Raw genomic sequence first — 19,144 nt, 5'->3', positions numbered from 1 at the left:
GCCGCGATCTGGCCGGTCATTTCGTGTCGCCTTGTTCGTCTAGCGCCATGCCCGCCGCGACCGCGCGCAACCCCGCGATGCCTTCCGGGCTGGCTAGCGGCACATCGGCTTTGCCGGCGATTTCGACGACGGCGATCACCAGCGACGACATGCGGCCCAGCTGGTCGGCCTCGGCCATCGTGTCGTTGAAACCCAGCACATCCCCGGCATAGACGTGGACCATCAGCGCGGCCGCGCGCCGGTAGTCGTCGCGCCCTGGTGCCTGGTCGGCCGGTGCGGGTATTGATGCCTGGTTGTCACTCATGGGGGTTTCTTTCGTGGGTCATCACCAGTTGGCGAACGGCTTTCGGCAATCCTTCGAGATAGGGGCCGACGAACGCTTCCAGAACTAGGCCCCGGACGCTGCGCTTTTGGCTAGTGCCGTCCCGGAACAGCCGGACCACGGGATAGCCCCGCGCGTCGCCCCCGAATGGGGTCAGGATTCGTTCGGCAACGGTCTGCGTTCCTTTGCCCGGGTGTCGAACGGTGCGCGCGTGGGACTTCACGCGCCCGTGCGATGAAACCGAGTAGAGGCCTTCCCAGCCGACCACCGGCCTCCACCTCTCCGTACCGGATTCTGGTTCGGCAAGCGTTGGCGCTGTGCCGGTTTCACTCATGGTTGGGTCGGTCATCACGCTGCTCCGTCCCCGTTGTTGTTGTGGCACACCGTGTTCGGAAAGTACCGTTTTTGCATCCGCTGACGCGCGTCATACATGTCGCTGTACCGCTCAACTGGCACGGTGTCCGCGTAGTCGGGGTCGTGCTCCTGGGCAGGGATCAGCTGGCCACCGGCCATGTGAGCCGCCACCACCCGCGTGCGTTGCCCACGCTGGACGTCCACGCTGAATTCCTGTGTCGCCTCGTCGCGGTAAACGCTGACTTCGCACACCAGCGTTTGGGTCAACACCGCTGGTGCCGGCGAGCAGCGCAGCGGCTCGTCCAACTGGCGGGGATTGAACACGTTGACCCACCCTTCCGGTAGGGCGGTCACGGCACTGGTGTCCCAGTGCTCCTGGTAGTCCACCAGTTCAAGCTTGTCGTGCTCACAGCACATTGGGTCGAGCGGGTTGTGCTGGTCGTCAATCGTCATGGCTGCGTTCTTTCTCTGGTTGGGAACCGACCCACGGGCGCGGGCCGGGCTAGCGCGGCAGCGGTCGCTGCAGCGCGGTCGGTGGGGTCATCGGTGGTCCATATAGCGGCGGTGCCGGCGCTTCTGGCTTGGGGTCAACTCCCTGTGCTCATGCAGCACGAGCACCGGACACCACTGCTCGTGCTGGTTTCCGTTCCAGTTCCAGTTCCAGTTCCACCCACCCAAAGGGTGGGTGGGTGGAATGGAACATTCCAGCGGCAGGTGGAACGAGGTGGAACAACTGGAACGGTTCATTAGCTGACCTGCTTGTAGAACGGGCGCGCTTCCGTACCCGTGTTGAGCAACCGATTGCTTTTCACCAGGTCAGACAGTGCGCGGTAGAACGATCCGGTGGACATTCCCGCTTCCAGTGCGGCAGTTCGTAGCTCGGTTTTGGTTGCTCCAGTTCCACTGAAGATTTGGACAAAGATGGAATACAGCTGTTCCGCGCGAGCCGTTGTTCCACCCTCGGGTGGAACATTTGTGGCCCGCTTGAGCGCTGCGCTGGAAGTCCCTGGTATGGGGTCGATTTCCAGCTGGTGAGAATCGGATTCGGGGCCGTCCTTGCGTTTCTGGCGGTCCAGCGTGATCACCCCGCCGTCGCGGGACGTGAAATAGACCGTGTCGGCGCCGCCCTCAAACGCGGTGGACCCGCGTAGCGTCTTGCCGTCCTTGCCGGGGTGGTGGACACCCAACACCACGCCGCGACCGCCAGGAGTAGACGCAAGGACCTTCGTCATGGCTTCCACGACGATGCCGCAGTCTCTTGCGCTGTTCTCGTCACCGCCGACCATGCAGCGCGCCAGCGTGTCCAGCACCACGAAGCCGTAGCCGCCCCAGACCACCAGCGCGCGCAACTGGTCAACCTCAGCTGGCCGGGTCAGGTTGACCGGCTCCGGCAGCACGTGCATTACCTGGTCGTCGATGTCGGTTTGCCAACCCAGCTCCCAGGCGTCCACGCGCCCCTTGAAACCGTTAGCGCCCTCGCCCACCACGTAGAGCACACGGCGCTGCTCGGTGGGCCGGCCCTGCCATGGGCGGCCAGTGGCCACCGACGCGGCCCAGTCCAGTGCGATGAATGTCTTTGCCGTTCCCCACTTTCCGTAAAGCAGCGCCGTGGTGCCCTGGTCCAGTACGTTGTCAATCAGCGGCTCCGGAGTGGGCAGGCTGCGGAGCCCTGAGCGCGTGAGCAGCCTGTCGGCCAGGACTGGTGTTGTTGGCTCCTCCGGTGGTTCCGGTGGTTCCGGATCGTCCGGTGGCGGCTGGCCTGGGTATGGCTCACCGTCGCGGCCGTCCACGGCGGGCAGTGGTTCGTTGTCGTTGTCTTCGATCAGGCACAGCGGTGGGGGCTCGATTTGGTCGGCCCAGACTTCGCGGTATTCGTCGGCGCGGTCCTCGTTGGCGGTCACGCGACTGCCTCCGCCGCGCTCGTGTCCTGCAGCCGCTCGACGAGCAACCGATCCGGCCCGCCTCTGCGCCACAGGGCGCGACGCGCTTCCAGCGGCAGCAGCGGCGTGCGGCCGGCGCATAGCAGGTGCAGGGCTGCGTCGCGCCACCCGTCAAGCTCGACATCCGACATCGGCTGGTCGGTGCAGCGGCATGGCCATGGATCTCGGCAGCCGCACGACAGCGGGGGAAGTCGCCGACACGCAACGCGGCGACGCCGCAGCTGTTGGGCCACACCAGCGGTCGGATCGCAACCCGCCGAATAGTGTCCCGCCTCGTGTCGGCCGCGCGCTGTAGCATCCCCAGCAGCCCCGGAATCGCGTTGGCCCGCGCTCCGGCGGTCAAGATGCCGAATACGCGCGGTGTCGTTGGTTCCAGTGGTGCCCCTCAGGTTCGCCTGGGGGGCACCACTGTGTTCGTGGCCGGTCACGGTTCCACCACCCGGACAGGGCGCAGCAGCTCGGCCAGCTGCGCCCTCTGCTGTGAGGTGAGCGGCGGCGCTTCAGCGAGCACGCGGGCAACGTATGCGTCGTGGGTTTCACGTGAATCAGGGTGTGCCCCAAGGGGGTCTTGGGTAGGCAAAGTTACAGCCCTCCTCTTTGGAGTGGCGTATTTCCTTGCGTCCCAACCAGTCCGGTCTGAGGGTCTGGGGTGGCCCTGGGCACAAATACGCTCGTCGTGGTTCTCACCCAGACGGGTTCGCTGGGCTGGTTCACAAAGTAGAGCTGTGCAGATTTTTTAGGGGGACTGGTCCGCGTGTCGGCATGTCGCGCTGTCCGGCAGCGCCACAAGGGATTTCAGAGCTGCATTTTGCGGTTGTGAGTCACACACGCAATCCGGGATGGGTGGATGCCCGAAGCTGTTTGCGGTTGTACGTGAAAACAGGGAAATAGTGAAACCCCAGGACGCGGATACCACGCCTTGGGAATAGGGTTGTACGTGAAACGCTAGAACCTACGCGGTTGTGAGTGAAGCGCCCAAACTAGCGCCAGGACACCTGCAGCCGGTCCGGATTGAACACGCGCCCACTCTTACCCACGGGCGCCACAGTCACAGTCATCAGCACGTCCACCACCGCGCGGAAGCGGTCCGCCGACAGCGCGCGCACCGCATCCACCACCTCCGGCGTCCCGAGCGGCAGGTCCCGGAACACCCGCACACGTTCGGCGTCCTGCTGTTGGTGTTCGATGACGGCCAGCTTCGCGTTGATTCGCTCGGTGGCGCGTTGGGCTTGCTTGCCGGTAAGCAGGCCATCGGCGCGTTCGTCGGCAATCTCGTCCAACCGGACCAGCAGTGAATTCGCTTGTGCGCGTAATGACTCGGCTTGCTCGGTGTCGTGTTGCTCGGCCTTGAGCAGGTCCACCGCATCAGCCATCGCCAGCCGCCCCCCAACGATGTCCAACAGCAGCGGTTCCACGTACTCGGCCCGAATGTTGATTCCGTGGCAGGCCTTGCAGATGTAGGTGAGCGCTTTGGTGGTCTTCCCGACGTAGGCACCGGACAGGTAGCCGCTGCACTTGCCGCAGCCCAGCACGCCGGTCAACAGGTGTTTGCGTACACTCTTGCGGCCCGGTGCGCGACCGGGGGCATCCAGCACCGCCTGCGCCGCCCAGAATGCTTGCTCGTCCACCAGGGGCGGCCAATTGCCCTGGCCCACAATGTCCTCGCGGGTCACCCGGCCATAGCGCACCCCGTAGGTCCGCAGGCCCGCGTTCCGGGGGTTGCGCAGAAACTTGGACACTACGCTGGGCGTCCACGGGCGGCGCTGGACCACCGGCTGGGCGTCTGAGATGGGATTGCCATCGGCATCGCGCGGCCGCACCCACCGCTCGGTCAGCGCGCCGGCCTCGTTGAACAAACGGCACACGTCGCCCAAGCTGGCCCCGGCCAGCACCGCGAGGTAGGCCTGTTTCACCAGCGGTGCGGTCACCGGGTCCGGCTGGCGAGTATCGCCCAGATACCCGAACGCCCGCGTCCAGTTCGGCACCCCGCGTTCGGCGAGCTGGCGGGTCGCGCGCAACTGGCGGGCACGGCGGTGCTCACCCTCGTGGGCGGCCACGCTGCCCTTGAGCCTCGCCACCAGACGGCCCTGGGGCTTGGACAAGTCCACATCCCCGGACACGGTGGCAAGGGCCAGGTGCTTCTCGTCGGCCAGGGCCATGAACGATTCCAGCTCGATTGGGCGGCGGTGCAGCCGGTCCAAGTCCCACACCACCACCGCGCCGATGCGTCCGTCGCGGATATCGGCCAGCATCCGCTCATACGCACGCCGAGGCTTGCCGTTGGTCGCGCTGGTGTCGTTGTCCAGGTACTCGACCGGGGTCCAGCCCCTTTCCTGGCACAACCCGACGCAGTCCTCGCGTTGTCGGGTTACGCCGAGCTGCTCGCCCGACCTGTCTTCGCTGATCCGGAGGTATACGGCTGCGTCCATCCTTAAAGGGTACTTCAGCAGTTCGCGGTTGGCCGCGCTCGAGGTGGGGCGGGGGTTTCCATTCGGTGTCGCCGCGGGCGTTTGTGCGGGTGTGCCATCCGCCGGGGTTGAGCATGCGGTGATGCGGGCCGCAGGCGAAGGTGAGGTCGTCGATGTCGGTGCTGTGACACTTGCTGTAGTCCGTGGTGTGGTGGACTTCGCAGTAGTAGCCCTTAACCCCGCAGCCTGGGGCGGTGCAGCCGCGGTCCTTGGCGTACAACACAATCCGCTGCCCCGGGGAAGCGATCCGCTTGGTGTGATACAACGCCAGGGCCTTGCCTTTATCGAAGATCGCCAGGTAGTGGTGGGCGTGGCGGCCCAGGCGGATCACCTCACTCATCGGCAGGATGGTGCCCCCACCGGTGAGGGCGCGTCCGGCGGCGGCCTCCAACTCGGCCAGGGTGGTGGTGACGATGATGGAGGCCGGCAACCCGTTGTGCTGACCCAACTCCCCGGAGGCCAACAGCGCCCGCAGCGCGGCCAGCAGGGCGTCATGGCCGCGCTGAGCCTTGGAGCGGGTGTCACCGTCGATGGCGGCCTGGCTGGGCGTCCCCTCCACACACGGCATCTCATCAAGCGGGTTGCACATGCCCGGCGCGCCGAGTTTGGCCTCCACGGCTTCGACGGTGGCCCGTAGTTCGGGAGTGATCAGCCCCCGCAACTCCGACATGCCGTCGGGTCGTTGGTTGCCCAGGGTCACCCCGCGGCGACGGGCCCGGTCCTCGTCGGTGAAAAGACCGTCGGGATTGAGGCAATCTTCCAGGACGTGGGCCAGGCCGTCGAGTTCGTCGGGCCGGTGATACGCGGCGTGGCCGGCCAGATCGGCCTCGACGCGCTCGCGGGTGACCGGGTCGATCCAGCCGGGCAGCCGGTGAAAGAACCTGCGGATCACCGCGATGTGTCCGGCGCCGAGTTCACCGCGGGCCTGGGCGGCGGCGGTGGCGGCCAACACCGGGGGCAAGGGTTCACCGGTCAGACCATGGCGCGGGCCCAGATCGGCGGCCTCTGTGACCCGCCGGCCGGCCTCGGCGTGGCTGATCCGCAACCGGTCGGCGATCGCCTGATCGAGTTTGGCGCCGAGTTCTTGGATGCTGGCTTGGCGGGCCAGGTGATTGATCAACGCATGCTCGGGCACGGGCAGCCGGCGGCGCACCTTTTCGCAGCGCTCCAACAACGCCAGGCACTCCCGGGGAGCCAGCGCGTCAAAACTCAGCCCTGCCACGCCCTCGAGGGCGGCGTCGAGCGCGTCGAAGGCCGCGCTGATCGCGTCCCGATCCACGATGCCCGAACTCATACCGTCAAACTATCGAGGCCCACCGACAGAAAACCCCGAATTGTGACCACTGAAAACACAGTGGCACAAGGGAATTCAATATACGTTTCCGATATCCGAAACGTAGCGGCGCGAGGCGCGATCCGCCGAGGCGCCCGCCGCCGCGCGATCGACCACACGCAAAGCCGGCCCGATCGCACGGGGCTTCGCCTCCCAGCCGCCTAACTCCGCTGCGCCGTCAGCGACACGGCGGTGGCCACCGCCTCCAGCAGGCGGGTGAGTTGCTCGGCGTCGCCGACGGTGCGGTCACCGGCGGCCAGTCGGGTGAAGATGCCGGCGATGAACGTCGTGACGGCGGTGGTCTGCGCGTCCAGCAGTTCGGGGTCGCGGGTGTCCGGCTGCAGGTGGGCGATGGCGTCGCGGGCCATCGCGTTGATCCGGGCGACGAACACCTGCGATGTGTCGGCCAGATCGGGATCGCGCGCGGCGCCCAGCAACAGTTCGTGGCGCGCGCGGTTCAGCATCAGCCCGGAGCCCTCGGCCTGCATCATCGTCAGCCGGGCCAGGTGCGCGAACGGCGAGAGTGGGTCGACCGGTTCGTCGATCACCGACTGCAAGTTGGCGACGTCGATCACCGCCACGCGCTTGCCGACGCCGCGCAGCAAGGCCGCGCGGGTGCGGTAGTAGTACGACGTGGTGCCCTCGGGGACGCCGGCGCAGCGGTCGACGCGCCCGTGGGTGAGCCCGCGCGATCCGTGTTCGGCCAGCACCTGGATCGCGGCGTCGCATAGGTCGCGGCGGCGTTCATCGCCGTCGCGTTTGCGGGACCTCGTACTGTCAGCCATGGGTCACCGAAGGACGGTGCCGCCGTCGATGTTGACGACCTGACCATTGATCCATTCGCCCTCCTCGGACAGCAGGAAGGCGACCAGCGCGGCGATGTCGCCGGGGTTGCCGACGCGCGGTCCGCGAATGCGCTTGAGCGCGCCGGCCTCCAGGTCCGGCCACCGCGGCACCGAGCGGATGGTCTCGGTTGCGGTGAACCCGGGCGCGACCGCGTTGCACCGGATGTTGTCCTTTCCCCACCGTGACGCGACGTGGCGGGTGAGCGCGCCGATGCCGGTCTTCGCGGTGGCGTAGGCCGGGCGCGCGGGCTCACCCTGGAACGCCGCAGCCGACGACATGTTGACGATCGCCCCGCCGCCGCGGTCCAGCATTCTCGGGATGGCGTATTTCATCGCGGCCACATACCCGCGCAGGTTCACCGCCATCACCCGGTCCCAGACGTCGAAGTCGATGTCCACCACGTCGGTGTCGGCCCGGATGGCGCTCATGTCGGCGCCCACGTTGAACAACAGGTCCACACCGCCGAAAGTCGTTGCGGCGGTGTCGATCAGCCCGGCGACCGACGTGGGGTCCGCCAGGTCGAAGGGCACGTGGGCCGCCGTTCCCCCAGCGGCGGTGATGTGTTCGGCCGTCTGCTGCGCGGCGTCGGCGGCGACGTCGCCGATGACGACCCGGCAGCCTTCCTCGGCGAGACGCGCGGCGGTCGCGGCGCCGATTCCGGTCGCGCCGCCGACGACGACCGCCACCTTGTCGATCAAACCCTGCAATCCCATGGATATTGACTTTACCTCTAGAACTGTAGAGGATCGCCAGTCATGGCTGGAATTCATCGGGAGCGGCCCGGAGCCGGCGACCTGTCGGCGGCGACGGACACGCCGGCGCTGGCCCTGGGCGACGGCGTCTGGATGTCACCGGGCGTCTCCAACGCCTACGCGGTGGCCACCGACGAGGGACGGGTCATCGTCAACAGCGGGCTGGTGTTCGAAGGGCCGTTGCATCGCAAGGCTTTTGCCGACGTGCCGGGCCCGACGCGGGCGATCATCGTCACGCAGGGGCACGCCGACCATTGGGGCGGGGTGAACTCGCTGCGCGACGAGGGCACCAACGTCGTGATGAACCGCAACTATCGGTATTGGCGCGACGACAACACGCTGCTCATGGGCTATCGGGTGCCCAAGACGTCGTTCGCCTTCCAGAAGTTCTCCGACGCGGTGCTCGAGCATTTCCAGACCGTCGACCCCGCGACCATCGACTTCTCGTTTCCCGAGCCGACGACGACGTTCGACCAGCGGCACAGCTTCACCGTCGGCGGCCGAGCCTTCGAGCTGGCGTGGACGCCGGGCGGCGAGACCACCGACGCGCTGGTGGTGTGGCTGCCGCAGGATCGGATCCTGTTCACCGGCAACCTGTTCGGGCCGCTGTTTGGGCACGTGCCGAACCTGATGACCATCCGCGGCGATCGCTATCGCGATCCGATTCTCTACATCGAGTCGCTGAACACCGTGCTGGAATACGGACCGCAGCGGCTGATCACCGGCCACTTCGACCCCATCGAGGGCGCCGATCGCATCGCGGAGGAAGTCACCGCGATGCGTGACGCCATGCAGGCCGTGCACGACCGCACCGCCGAACTGATGAATTTCGGCACCGACGTCCACACCGCGATGCGCGAGGTCACGGTGCCCGAGCACCTCGACATCGGCGAAGGGTACGGCAAGACGTCGTGGAATGTGCGCGCCATCTGGGAGATGTACACCGGATGGTTCCGGCATCGCTCCACCACCGAATTGTATGGGGTGGCACCGGATTCGGTGGCGGCCGACGTGGTGAGCGCGGCCGGTGCCGACGCGCTCGTGGACGCGGCCCGCGCGCACGTGGCCGCCGGGCGGCCGGTGCAGGCCATCCACCTCACCGACCTGATCCTGGCCGCCCAGCCGTTGCACGCGGCGGCGCGCGCGGCCGCGGCCGACGCCCACGAGGCGCTCCTGGTCGACGCGGAGAACTTCTGGGAAAAAGCCTGGCTCACCAAATCCATCAACGAACTGAGGTCACCCGAATGAACACCGTCAACTTCGATTTCACCGGCGCCAACGTGCTGGTGACCGGCGGCACCAGCGGAATCGGCAACGCCATCGCCGCCGCATTCGCCGGCGCGGGCGCCGCCGTCACGGTCACCGGCACCCGCGGTTCCGCCGCGGACTATTCCGAGACTGATCTGAGCGCGTACACCTACCGCCAGTGTCAGATCCAGGATCCCGAATCCGTTGACGCGCTGGCGGACTCGCTGGGTGAGCTGGACATCTTGGTCAACAACGCGGGCGGCCCCTATCCCGCGGGCGACGAATACGACCCGGACGGCTACGTCGCGTCGGTGACGCAGAACATGTTCGGACCGATGCGGCTGACCATGCGCTGTTATGACCTGCTCAAGTCCAGCCAGGCGCCCGGCGGGGCGAGCGTCGTCAGCGTCGTGTCGATGTCCGCGTTCCGCTCGGCGGTGTTCGTCCCCGGCTACGCCTCGTCGAAGATGGGCCTGCTCGCCCTGACGATGAACCTCTCGCGGCGGTGGGCTGACGACGGAATCCGGGTCAACGCCATCGCGCCCGGGCTCATCGACACCCGAATGACCCACCCGGCCATGGGCATTCCCGAGGTGATGGACGTCGAGATCGGCTTCCACACGCCCCTGGGCAGGCCCGGCACACCCCAGGACTGCGCCGGCGCGACGCTGTTCCTGTGTACCGACGCCGCCTCGTACATCACCGGCACCACCATCGCCGTTGACGGCGGATACCTGACGGTCTGAAACGATGAGCGACAACAACTTCGACAACGTCTCGACCACCGACGACGTCTTCACGCTGGCCGCACAGCGCACCGGCCTCGCCGAAATCGATTCCGACTCTTGGCGCGACGGGCTGGCCATCATGCTCGACGAGCTCAACAGTTCGCCCGCGTTCACCCCGTTCGGCCGCGAACGCGTCCTCACCGACGCCACCGACGCGCTGGGGCGGCGCATGCAGGTACACGCCTACATCCAGGCGCACCCCGAAGTCCTCGACGCGCCCGTCGAGCGACCGCTGATCGTCCTGGGCATGCCACGCACCGGAACCACGGTCATCAGCTACCTGCTCGACCAGGATCCGGCCAGGCGCTCGCTACTGCACTGGCAGTGCGTGCACCCGATCCCGCCGGCGCCCACCGAGGCGCTGCGCACCGACCCGCGCTGCCTGGCCCTGCTGGAGGAACAGCGCAAGATCCTGGACATGGTCACGCAGGCCAAAGTGCCGCTGCCGCACTGGGAAGACGCCGACGGGCCCACCGAGGACATGTTCATCCACAATCAGGATTTCAAGGGGCTGTCCTGGGACTCGTTCCTGTCGACCTCGCGCTACGCCGAATGGTTGTTCCACGAGACCGACATGACCAGCACCTACGAATACCAGAAGCGCTACCTGCAGGTCCTGCAATCCGCCGCCCCGGGCAACTGGAGCCTGAAGATGCCGTCGCATTCGGTCCACATCGAGGCGCTGCTCACGGTGTTCCCCGACGCCCGGCTGATCTGGGCGCACCGCGACCCCTACAAGGCGACGGGGTCGCTGTGCAACCTATGGAAGCTGCCCAAAGGGATGGTGCTGCACCCCGATGCCATCGACCTGAATGCCATGGGGCGCAACGCCATGGCGCAGATGCGCTACCACGTCCAGCGGCCGCTGCGGGCCCGCGACCGCATCGGCGACGAGCGCTTCTTCCACATGTATTACCACGAGATGATGCGCGACCCGATGGCAGTGATGCGGCGCATCTACGAGTGGGCCGACGAACCGCTGACCTCCGAAACCGAAGCGCGCATGCGTAATTGGCTCGCCGAGCACCCCCAGGACCGCTTCGCGCTCAACGCGTACACCCTCGACCAGTACGGCCTGACCGTCGACGCGCTCGAACCGATCTTCGCCGAATACCTCGATACCTTCGACATCGAACTGGAGGCCACGCCATGAATCCGGCGGACTGCCATCACACCGGTCTGGTGGTCGACGATATGTCCGCCGCCGCCGAACGGCTCACCGGGGCGATGGGGTACCGGTGGACGAAACCGGTCGAGTACACGTTGAGCGTGGCCACCGCCGAGGGCGACATCGACGTGCCGTTCCGCTTTGTCTACTCGGTCGACGCGCCACACCTGGAGCTGATCCAGGCAGTGCCGGGCACAATCTGGACCGCGCCACCCGGAGGCGGCGCCCACCACCTCGGCTACTGGGTCGACGACATAGCCGGTGCCGCAGCGCAACTCGAACACAGCGGGTACCGCCTGGAGGCGCGACCCAGTGGCGAGACGCTGTCGATGTTCGCCTACTACGTCGACCCGTCCGGCGTCCGCATCGAGATCGTGGACCGGGCACTGTTTCCCGACTGGCCCGGGTTTCTGCAATCCATGGCGGCTTGACCCGTTCGCGCGAGGAGTCACTGATGAAGATGTCAATGGTCACCGGCCCGGGCAAGGCCGAAGTACTCGACGCCGAGCGTCCCACGGTGGGCCCCAACGACGTGCTGGTCCGGATGCGCGCCTGCGGCATCTGCGGTTCGGACGCGTTTTACATCACCATCGGCGGGCTGCCCCCTCGCCAGGGACACACACCGCTCGGACACGAGCCCGCCGGGGAGATCGCCGAGGTCGGCGAGATGGTGAGCGGCCTGGCCGTCGGCGACCACGTCGTCATCAACCCGATGGCCGCCCCGGGCGGCATCATCGGCAACGGCGGACCCAGCGGCGCGCTCGCCGACTACCTGCTCATCGAAAACGCGGTCCGCGGAACGAGTCTCGAGGTCATCCCCGACCACGTCCCGTGGGAGGTCGCGGCGCTCAACGAGCCGATGGCCGTCGCGCGTCACGGCGCCAACCGGTGCCGACCCAAGCCGACGGACAAGGTCGCCGTGTTCGGCGCCGGACCGATCGGCCTGGGCGCCACGCTGGCCTTCAAATCCCTTGGCGTGAGCCACGTCGTCGTCGTGGACCTGCTCCCCGGCCGGCTGGACAAGGCGCTACAGATCGGCGCCGACGCGGTCATCAACTCCGCCGACGAGGACGTCGTGGCGCGCCTGATCGAACTGCACGGCCGGGGCGAGAGCATGTACCCCGGCAAGGCGGGCACGAACATCTATCTCGACGCGGCCGGTGTGCCCGCCGTCGTCAACACCGCGCTCGCCGCCGCGCAAAAGGGTGCCACCGTGGGCATCGTCGGCGTCCACAAGGAGCCGGTGCCCGTCGACCTGATCAACGTGATGAGCAACGAGATCACCCTCCTCGGGAGCATGGGCTACCCCGACGAAATCTTCGAGGTGACCAAGGATCTCGTCGCGAACTGGGAGAAATACGCGCTGATCGTCAGCCACACCATCCCGTTCGACAACGTCGGCGAGGCGCTCGAGCTCGCCCAAACTCCGGGTGCCGCGGACAAGGTCGTCGTCACTCTCGGCTGATGTCGGCGGTGATCGCGCCGGTGAGGCGGATCAGGTCCCGGGGTGCGACCGCGACATCGTAATGCCGCTTGCCGGCGCTGCACAGCATCCGATCCCAGCGCAGCGCGGAGGCGTCCAGGACCGTGCGCAGCCGCTTGCGTTGACCGAACGGCGAAATGCCGCCCACCACATAGCCGGTGGCCCGCTGCGCGGCGGCGGGCTCGGCCATGACGGCTTTGGCCACACCCAGCGCCGCGGCGACCGCCTTCAGCGACAACCGCGACGGCACCGGCACGATCGCGACGGCCAGCTCACCCGGCAGCGCGACGATCAGCGTCTTGAAAACCTGTTCGGGCGCCACGCCGGACGACGCGGACAGGTCGGCGACCGCGTCGAAGTGCAAAACCTGGTGCGGCACACCGGCTTTCACCAACTCGGCGATGCCCGGGGTGGCCGCGCCGCGCACCGGCTACCTCCGACGGTCGTGACCCGCCGCGCCCGGCTGCGCCGCGCTTGCGATCACGACGAACTCCGACGGTCGTGACCCGCCGCGCCCGGCTGCGCCGCGCTTGCGATCACGACGAACTTCGACGGTCGTGACCCGCCGCGCCCGGCTGCGCCGCGCTTGCGATCACGACTATGGCCCCGAGTACCCCGGCGGGTTGACGCCGTCGACCCAGAAGTCCACGCCCAACTTCGAACCCGGCACGCAGTTGTACGCCGAGAGGTCGGTGACGCCGGATTCCACCAGCACGTCCTCACACAGCAGCATGTTGCCGGTGTACTCCTTGGACGGCTTGTTGAGGACGACGTAGGCGGCGTCGGAGTACACCTCGGGCTTGCGGGCCCGGCCCATCGCCTCGTCACCGCCGAGCAGGTTCTGCACCGCGGCGGTCGCCACCAGCGTGCGCGGCCACAGCGTGTTCGACGCGATGCCTTCGTCCCGCATTTCTTCGGCGATGCCCAGCGCGCACAGCGTCATGCCGAACTTGGCCATCATGTAGGCCGTCGGCTTCAGCCACTCGCGGCCCAGCAGCACCGGCGGCGACAGCGTCAGGATGTGCGGGTTCTCGCGCCCTTTCAGGTGCGGGATGCAGGCCTGCGATACCGCATACGTGCCCCGCACCTGGATGCCGTTCATCAGGTCGAACCGCTTCATCGGCACCTCGGTGACCGAACCCAGGTTGATCGCCGACGCGTTGTTGACACAGATGTCGATGCCGCCGAACTGCTCGACAGTCTTGGCCACGGCGGCCTCGACCGAATCGGGGTCGCGGACGTCCCCGACGATCGGCAGGGCCTGCCCGCCCGCCTCTTCGAGCTCCTTGGCCGCGGTGAACACCGTTCCCGGCAGCTTCGGGTGCGGCTCGGCGGTCTTGGCGATCAGGGCGATGTTGGCGCCGTCCTGGGCGGCGCGCTTGGCGATCGCCAGGCCGATGCCGCGGCTGGCGCCGGAGATGAACATGGTCTTGCCATTCAGGGACATGGCGTCACACTAACGCCACGCCGGAATCGGCCCGACCGGGGTCTGCGCCGGGGTGCGGGTACCGATATTGCGGGCCGAATTCGCCCCGGAAATAGCCGGATCGTGCGCGCGGTTGATCCAATTGGTTTTTCGATGCGGTGGGTCACACCCGGGCGGAGCTTGTCGGGGTGAGCCTTTAGATTGGGAGGAGCAGCGTGGTGTCAACGGCGACGAGCCTGTTAGGCGAGGAGCAGTTGGCTGGCGTCCTTGCGAGTCCGGTGGCGCTTTCGGTGCTTTCCGGTAACACCGCAGCAGAAGGGACCGGATTAAGCGACATGGCCGATTCTCTAGATGGCCGCGATGGCGCGGCAACGCCGTCCATTACCGAGCCCGTGGCGCCCGAAGAGACGGACGCCGAACTGACGGCGCGCTTCGAGCGCGACGCGATTCCCCTGCTGGACCAGCTCTATGGCGGCGCGCTGCGCATGACGCGAAACCCCGCCGACGCCGAGGACCTGCTGCAAGAGACGATGGTGAAGGCGTACGCGGGCTTCCGCTCTTTTCGGGCCGGCACCAATCTCAAGGCATGGCTGTACCGGATCCTGACCAACACCTACATCAACAGCTATCGCAAGAAGCAGCGCCAGCCGGCGGAGTATCCGACCGAGGAAATCACCGACTGGCAGCTGGCCGCCAATGCCGAGCATTCCTCGACCGGGCTGCGTTCGGCCGAGGTGGAGGCCCTGGAGTCGCTGCCGGACTCCGAGATCAAAGACGCGCTGCAGGCCTTGCCGGAAGAATTCCGGATGGCGGTCTATTACGCCGACGTCGAGGGATTTCCGTACAAGGAAATCGCCGAAATCATGGATACGCCGATCGGAACGGTAATGTCACGGCTGCACCGCGGCCGACGGCAACTGCGCGGCCTGTTGGCCGACGTTGCCAAGGAGCGGGGCTTCAACCGCGGTCAGCAGGCGCACGAGGAGGTGTCGTCATGAGCGAGTTCGCCGGCCAGGGCGGTGCTTCGCCGGAGGCCTGCCCCAACGACGAGTCCCACGGCAGCGTCGGCTGCGCGGAGGTCATCCGCCAGGTCTGGCTGCTGCTCGACGGTGAATGCGGCCCGGACACCCGCGAACAACTGCGCCAGCACCTCGAGGCGTGCCCCGGCTGCTTCAAGCACTACGGCCTCGAAGAGCGCATCAAGGCGTTGATCGCCACCAAATGCAAAGGCGAAAGGGCCCCGGAGGGCCTGCGAGAGCGGCTACGGCTCGAGATCCGGCGCACCACCATCATGCGGGGTACGCAGTAGCGTCCCTCAGGAATTGGGTCGCTTGCCGTGGTTGGCCTTGCTGTGCTTGCGGTCGCGCTTCTTACGGCCTCGTTTGGCCATGGGTCGAACCTCCGTTGATTGCTTGTCAAACCAGGCGCCTGGCGCCGGTTGGCTTGCCGTCCAGTCTCTCACGAGACGCGCCGCGCATTGTCTTCGCCCTGGTGCGGCCCGCATGCGGGGCCGTCGGGGGCCGCGCGCCGCGGTCCCGGCGGGCCCTGTGGTTCGATGTAGGCGAGCCTGGTAGAACCTTGATGGACCAAAGATCCAGCGATGGACCAACAACCGGCGATGACCAGCAGCCAGCCTGCGCAGAGGCCGAAACGAGTGGGGTGAAGATGGCCGAGGATGTGCGCGCCGAGATCGTGGCCAGCGTGCTCGAAGTCGTTGTCAACGAGGGTGACCAGATCGGCAAAGGCGACACCGTGGTGCTGCTGGAGTCGATGAAGATGGAGATCCCCGTCCTTGCCGAGGTCGGTGGCACCGTCAGCAAGGTGAGCGTGTCGGTGGGCGACGTCATTCAGGCGGGCGACCTCATCGCGGTGATCAGCTAGCCGGTCAGGCCCCTTCGACCAGCCGCCGGGGAACGACCCGGGGAGTAAGCGATGTCAACTCTCGGTGATCTGCTCGCCGAACACACCATGCTGCCGGGCAACGCGGTCGACCATCTGCACGCGGTGGTGGGCGAGTGGCAGCTGCTGGCGGATCTGTCGTTCGCCGACTACCTGATGTGGGTGCGGCGCGACGACGGCGTGCTGGTGTGCGTGGCGCAATGCCGGCCCAATACCGCGCCCACGGTGCTCCAGACCGACGCGGTGGGCACCGCCATCGCCTCCGGCCGCCTGACCCTCGTCGCCGAGACGTTCGCGTCGGGCACCGCACAGCGGGATAACGTTGCGGGCCAAGAGAATTCGTGGTTGCCGGGCACCCACGTCGAGGCGTCCCCGGTGCGGTACGGCGGCCAGGTGGTGGCCGTGCTCACCCACCATCAGACCGCGGTGGCCGCCGACCGCGCGTCCGGCCAGTTGGAGATCGCCTACCGGCAGTGCGCCGGCGACCTCGTCCACATGCTCGCCGAGGGCACCTTTCCCGACGCGGGCGACGTGGTGATGTCGCGCTCCACCCCCCGGGTCGGCGACGGCTTCATCCGCCTCGACGTCAAGGGCGTCGTCGACTACGCCAGCCCCAACGCGCTGTCGGCCTACCACCGCATGGGCCTGACCGCCGACCTGGAGGGACACAACCTCATCGAGGTCACGCGCCCGCTGATCTCGGATCCGTTCGAGGCGCAGGAAGTGGCCGAGCACGTGCGGGACCTGGTGGCCGGGGGGCGCAGCATGCGCATGGAGGTCGACGCCGGCGGAGCCACCGTGCTGCTGCGCACGCTGCCGCTGGTGGTCGACGGCGCCAGCGCCGGCGCCGCGGTGCTGATCCGCGACGTCACCGAGGTCAAGCGCCGCGACCGGGCCCTGATATCCAAGGACGCCACCATCCGCGAAATCCACCACCGGGTGAAGAACAACCTGCAGACCGTCGCGGCGCTGCTGCGCCTGCAGGCCCGCCGCACGGCCAACGCGGAGGGTCGCGAGGCGCTCATCGAGTCGGTGCGCCGGGTGTCGTCGATCGCCTTGGTGCACGACGCCCTGTCGATGTCGGTGGACGAGCAGGTCAACCTCGACGAGGTCATCGACCGGATCCTGCCGATCATGAACGACGTGGCCTCGGTGGACCGTCCGATCCGCATCAACCGGGTCGGCGATCTGGGTGTGCTGGACTCCGACCGGGCCACCGCCTTGATCATGGTGATCACCGAACTGGTGCAAAACGCGATCGAGCACGCCTTCGACCCGGCCGTCGAGGAAGGCTCGGTGACGATCCGCGCCGAGCGCTCCGCGCGCTGGCTCGACGTCGTGGTGCACGACGACGGCCGCGGCCTGCCGGACGGATTCAGCCTGGAGACCTCCGACAGCCTCGGGCTGCAGATCGTGCGGACGCTCGTCTCGGCGGAACTGGACGGCACCCTGGGGATGAGCCAGTCCGCGGCCCGCGGCACCGACGTGGTGTTGCGCGTCCCGATCGGCCGACGGACCCGAATGCTGTTGTAGGCAGACGCAAGAGTGCGGCCCCGACAATCATCGAGGCCGCACCGTTTTGCGTTATCTGGGTTAAACCCCGCTGCGGGCTTTCGTCCGGGCGTTGCGACGCTTCAGCGCACGCCGCTCGTCTTCGCTCATGCCGCCCCAGACGCCCGAGTCCTGGCCCGTGTTCAGGGCCCAGCCGAGGCACTCTGTGGTCACCGAACACCGATTACAGACCAGTTTCGCGTCAGCGATCTGCGCGAGCGCCGGACCACTGTTCCCCACCGGGAAGAACAGCTCCGGGTCTTCGTCACGACAGACCGCCTTGTGGCGCCAATCCATACGTCTTTACTCCTTACTGAGTGCGCAGCAAGGCGCACGGCTATTTTCTTCGGCTGTTAAACGCGTGCAGAAGAAAAGGGGCCGCACCCCTACGTAAATTTCTGCATGCAACCTTTTGATCGTTTCACAGGCTCAACAGATGTCAATAGTGTGAGTTCGCTCGTGGGCTATCTCACTTTGATCATCTCGTAGTCAAGCCCTTACTCCGTTGTACTACACTCACGGGCCACTCCCGGTGCAGCTTTTTGTTGCGTGCGCCACAGCCCCGGCGTTGCCGCAGTTCAGCGACGTTTTTGCTGAGGAGGCGCGGCCACCGCCAGCGCGTCGGGGACCGACTTGAACGTCATGGTTTCGCGCACGCCGAGATAATCCCCGTCGAACTGGCAGGCGACGGCGCCTCCGGTCGAGGTAACTCGCACGCACGGCAGGTCGTCCTCGGTGACGAGGTGCTTGAAGTCGAACGTGGGCCGTTTTGCGAACATCTGCCGCACGATCCGCAGGGTGGGGACCAACTTCAGATTGGTCGGCGCGAACACCCCCAGCCCCGACTCGAAGCTGCAGCCGGGATTGGTCCTCACCGGCCGCTCGTTGGCGAACGTCCACGGGCTGGAGTTCGACACGAACGCGAAGCTCACGCCGGAGATGGGCTCGCGGCCGGGAAGTTCGAGCGTCAGCATCGGCTCGCGGCGGGTGTAGGCCCACACGGCCGGCACCGATGCGCGAATGTAGCGCCACGCGGTGACCTTGCCGCCCTTGCTGCGTTCGGCCTCCACCGCGGCCACCACCTCGGCGTCGACGCCCATGCCGGTGTTGAACACGGCCCACCGCTCGCCGCAGTCGATCAGGCCGATGCGGCGCCACGTGCCGTGGCGCTGGAAGTCGTCGAGCAACTGGATGAGCTGGTTGGTGGCCGCGACCGGATCCGGCGAGATGCCCAGCGATCGCGCCAGCACATTCGCGGAACCCCCGGGCACCACGGCCACCGCCGGCACCGGCCCGCTCGGAAGCGTTCCGGGGCGACCGAGCAGACCGTTGACCACGCCGCTCACCGTGCCGTCGCCGCCGTGCACGACCACCAGGTCGACGCCGTCGGCGGCGGCCTTCTGCGCGAGTTCGCTGCCGTGCCCGCGATGGTTGGTGTGTTCGACGCTGAGCTGCAACCGGCTTTTGAGGGCGTGGGCCAGCAGATCGCGACCGGCCGGCGTGGTGGAAGTGGCTGTGGGGTTGACGATCAGCACGGCCCGCATGAATCACGAGCTTAGGCGGGCC

At 67.1% G+C, this 19,144-nt stretch carries 22 protein-coding genes and 1 pseudogene; 9 read left to right on the top strand and 14 right to left on the bottom strand.

Annotated features, from left to right (window positions below; translation table 11 throughout):
* Positions 1-16: 16 nt before the first annotated feature.
* The 9 genes and pseudogenes from AC0KTM_RS19185 to AC0KTM_RS19145 all read right to left on the bottom strand — a co-directional run bounded on the left by AC0KTM_RS19185 (position 17) and on the right by AC0KTM_RS19145 (position 7,976).
* The gene (locus AC0KTM_RS19185; RefSeq protein ID WP_472416424.1) at positions 17-304 is read right to left on the bottom strand and encodes a hypothetical protein; all 288 of its coding nucleotides are present in this window, start codon (positions 302-304) and stop codon (positions 17-19) included.
* Complete coding sequence (locus AC0KTM_RS19180) at positions 297-671, bottom strand: NUMOD4 domain-containing protein (protein WP_472416422.1); 375 nt, start codon at positions 669-671, stop codon at positions 297-299. Before AC0KTM_RS19180 ends, AC0KTM_RS19185 begins: the two co-directional genes overlap by 8 nt.
* Positions 671-1,129: a hypothetical protein gene (locus tag AC0KTM_RS19175; protein WP_472416420.1), complete on the bottom strand. Its 459-nt coding sequence runs from the start codon at positions 1,127-1,129 to the stop codon at positions 671-673. Before AC0KTM_RS19175 ends, AC0KTM_RS19180 begins: the two co-directional genes overlap by 1 nt.
* A gap of 293 nt (positions 1,130-1,422) precedes the next feature.
* A complete protein-coding gene (locus AC0KTM_RS19170; protein WP_472416418.1) occupies positions 1,423-2,577 on the bottom strand; it encodes an AAA family ATPase in 1,155 nt (384 codons plus the stop codon).
* A complete protein-coding gene (locus tag AC0KTM_RS19165; RefSeq protein WP_472416416.1) occupies positions 2,574-2,747 on the bottom strand; it encodes a hypothetical protein in 174 nt (57 codons plus the stop codon). The genes AC0KTM_RS19170 and AC0KTM_RS19165 overlap by 4 nt, the downstream gene beginning before the upstream one ends.
* An 849-nt stretch (positions 2,748-3,596) precedes the next feature.
* A complete protein-coding gene (locus tag AC0KTM_RS19160) occupies positions 3,597-5,045 on the bottom strand; it encodes a recombinase family protein (protein ID WP_472416414.1) in 1,449 nt (482 codons plus the stop codon).
* 19 nt (positions 5,046-5,064) lie between these two features.
* Positions 5,065-6,378, bottom strand: a pseudogene (locus AC0KTM_RS19155) (HNH endonuclease signature motif containing protein); the annotation flags it as partial.
* A 200-nt stretch (positions 6,379-6,578) separates the two neighbouring features.
* Entirely contained in the window at positions 6,579-7,202 is a 624-nt protein-coding gene (locus tag AC0KTM_RS19150; RefSeq protein ID WP_238956671.1) for a TetR/AcrR family transcriptional regulator, read from the bottom strand.
* 3 nt (positions 7,203-7,205) lie between these two features.
* Positions 7,206-7,976, bottom strand: a complete 771-nt coding sequence (locus tag AC0KTM_RS19145) for an SDR family NAD(P)-dependent oxidoreductase (RefSeq protein ID WP_238956670.1) — start codon at positions 7,974-7,976, stop codon at positions 7,206-7,208.
* Positions 7,977-8,018: 42 nt separating this feature from the next.
* Between AC0KTM_RS19145 and AC0KTM_RS19140 the strand changes: the two genes are divergently transcribed.
* From AC0KTM_RS19140 to AC0KTM_RS19120, 5 genes are read left to right on the top strand one after another with little or no spacing between them, the layout of a single operon-like run.
* Positions 8,019-9,263 (top strand): alkyl sulfatase dimerization domain-containing protein, encoded by a 1,245-nt coding sequence (locus tag AC0KTM_RS19140; protein ID WP_472416412.1) that lies wholly within the window; start codon positions 8,019-8,021, stop codon positions 9,261-9,263.
* Positions 9,260-10,009, top strand: a complete 750-nt coding sequence (locus tag AC0KTM_RS19135) for an SDR family NAD(P)-dependent oxidoreductase (RefSeq protein WP_238956668.1) — start codon at positions 9,260-9,262, stop codon at positions 10,007-10,009. Before AC0KTM_RS19140 ends, AC0KTM_RS19135 begins: the two co-directional genes overlap by 4 nt.
* A gap of 4 nt (positions 10,010-10,013) precedes the next feature.
* The gene (locus AC0KTM_RS19130) at positions 10,014-11,204 is read left to right on the top strand and encodes a sulfotransferase family protein (protein ID WP_238956667.1); all 1,191 of its coding nucleotides are present in this window, start codon (positions 10,014-10,016) and stop codon (positions 11,202-11,204) included.
* On the top strand, positions 11,201-11,650 hold the full coding sequence (locus tag AC0KTM_RS19125) for a VOC family protein (protein ID WP_225329900.1): 450 nt from the start codon (positions 11,201-11,203) through the stop codon (positions 11,648-11,650). The genes AC0KTM_RS19130 and AC0KTM_RS19125 overlap by 4 nt, the downstream gene beginning before the upstream one ends.
* Before the next feature lie 23 nt (positions 11,651-11,673).
* Positions 11,674-12,684 (top strand): zinc-dependent alcohol dehydrogenase, encoded by a 1,011-nt coding sequence (locus AC0KTM_RS19120; RefSeq protein WP_225329901.1) that lies wholly within the window; start codon positions 11,674-11,676, stop codon positions 12,682-12,684.
* On the opposite strand, the gene AC0KTM_RS19115 is transcribed toward AC0KTM_RS19120, so the two are convergent.
* Both AC0KTM_RS19115 and AC0KTM_RS19110 read right to left on the bottom strand, forming a co-directional pair.
* Positions 12,671-13,129, bottom strand: coding sequence for an aminoacyl-tRNA deacylase (locus AC0KTM_RS19115; RefSeq protein ID WP_225329902.1), 459 nt, complete (start codon positions 13,127-13,129; stop codon positions 12,671-12,673). The genes AC0KTM_RS19120 and AC0KTM_RS19115 overlap by 14 nt on opposite strands.
* A gap of 171 nt (positions 13,130-13,300) precedes the next feature.
* The gene (locus tag AC0KTM_RS19110; protein WP_225329903.1) at positions 13,301-14,149 is read right to left on the bottom strand and encodes an SDR family oxidoreductase; all 849 of its coding nucleotides are present in this window, start codon (positions 14,147-14,149) and stop codon (positions 13,301-13,303) included.
* A 314-nt stretch (positions 14,150-14,463) separates the two neighbouring features.
* Between AC0KTM_RS19110 and AC0KTM_RS19105 the strand changes: the two genes are divergently transcribed.
* Both AC0KTM_RS19105 and rsrA read left to right on the top strand, forming a co-directional pair.
* Complete coding sequence (locus AC0KTM_RS19105) at positions 14,464-15,126, top strand: sigma-70 family RNA polymerase sigma factor (RefSeq protein ID WP_225329924.1); 663 nt, start codon at positions 14,464-14,466, stop codon at positions 15,124-15,126.
* Positions 15,123-15,437, top strand: coding sequence for a mycothiol system anti-sigma-R factor (gene rsrA, locus AC0KTM_RS19100; protein ID WP_225329904.1), 315 nt, complete (start codon positions 15,123-15,125; stop codon positions 15,435-15,437). Before AC0KTM_RS19105 ends, rsrA begins: the two co-directional genes overlap by 4 nt.
* Positions 15,438-15,443: 6 nt before the next feature.
* On the opposite strand, the gene AC0KTM_RS19095 is transcribed toward rsrA, so the two are convergent.
* On the bottom strand, positions 15,444-15,518 hold the full coding sequence (locus tag AC0KTM_RS19095; RefSeq protein WP_085976515.1) for a 50S ribosomal protein bL37: 75 nt from the start codon (positions 15,516-15,518) through the stop codon (positions 15,444-15,446).
* A gap of 275 nt (positions 15,519-15,793) precedes the next feature.
* Between AC0KTM_RS19095 and AC0KTM_RS19090 the strand changes: the two genes are divergently transcribed.
* Together AC0KTM_RS19090 and AC0KTM_RS19085 are read left to right on the top strand one after the other, a co-directional pair.
* Positions 15,794-16,009: a biotin/lipoyl-binding carrier protein gene (locus AC0KTM_RS19090; protein ID WP_225329925.1), complete on the top strand. Its 216-nt coding sequence runs from the start codon at positions 15,794-15,796 to the stop codon at positions 16,007-16,009.
* A gap of 51 nt (positions 16,010-16,060) precedes the next feature.
* Positions 16,061-17,560 (top strand): sensor histidine kinase, encoded by a 1,500-nt coding sequence (locus tag AC0KTM_RS19085; RefSeq protein ID WP_472416410.1) that lies wholly within the window; start codon positions 16,061-16,063, stop codon positions 17,558-17,560.
* 60 nt (positions 17,561-17,620) lie between these two features.
* Here the strand turns inward: AC0KTM_RS19085 and whiB1 are convergent, their stop codons facing one another.
* The gene (whiB1, locus tag AC0KTM_RS19080) at positions 17,621-17,875 is read right to left on the bottom strand and encodes a transcriptional regulator WhiB1 (protein ID WP_036467351.1); all 255 of its coding nucleotides are present in this window, start codon (positions 17,873-17,875) and stop codon (positions 17,621-17,623) included.
* A gap of 281 nt (positions 17,876-18,156) precedes the next feature.
* A complete protein-coding gene (locus AC0KTM_RS19075) occupies positions 18,157-19,122 on the bottom strand; it encodes a diacylglycerol/lipid kinase family protein (RefSeq protein WP_472416408.1) in 966 nt (321 codons plus the stop codon).
* Between the last annotated feature and the right edge of the window lie 22 nt (positions 19,123-19,144).

The sequence above is a fragment of the Mycobacterium sp. NTMscope_Eco_3 genome, from assembly GCF_976985685.1.
Note: the sequence above shows the minus strand (reverse complement) of the source record. Positions and strands in the feature narration are given on the sequence as shown.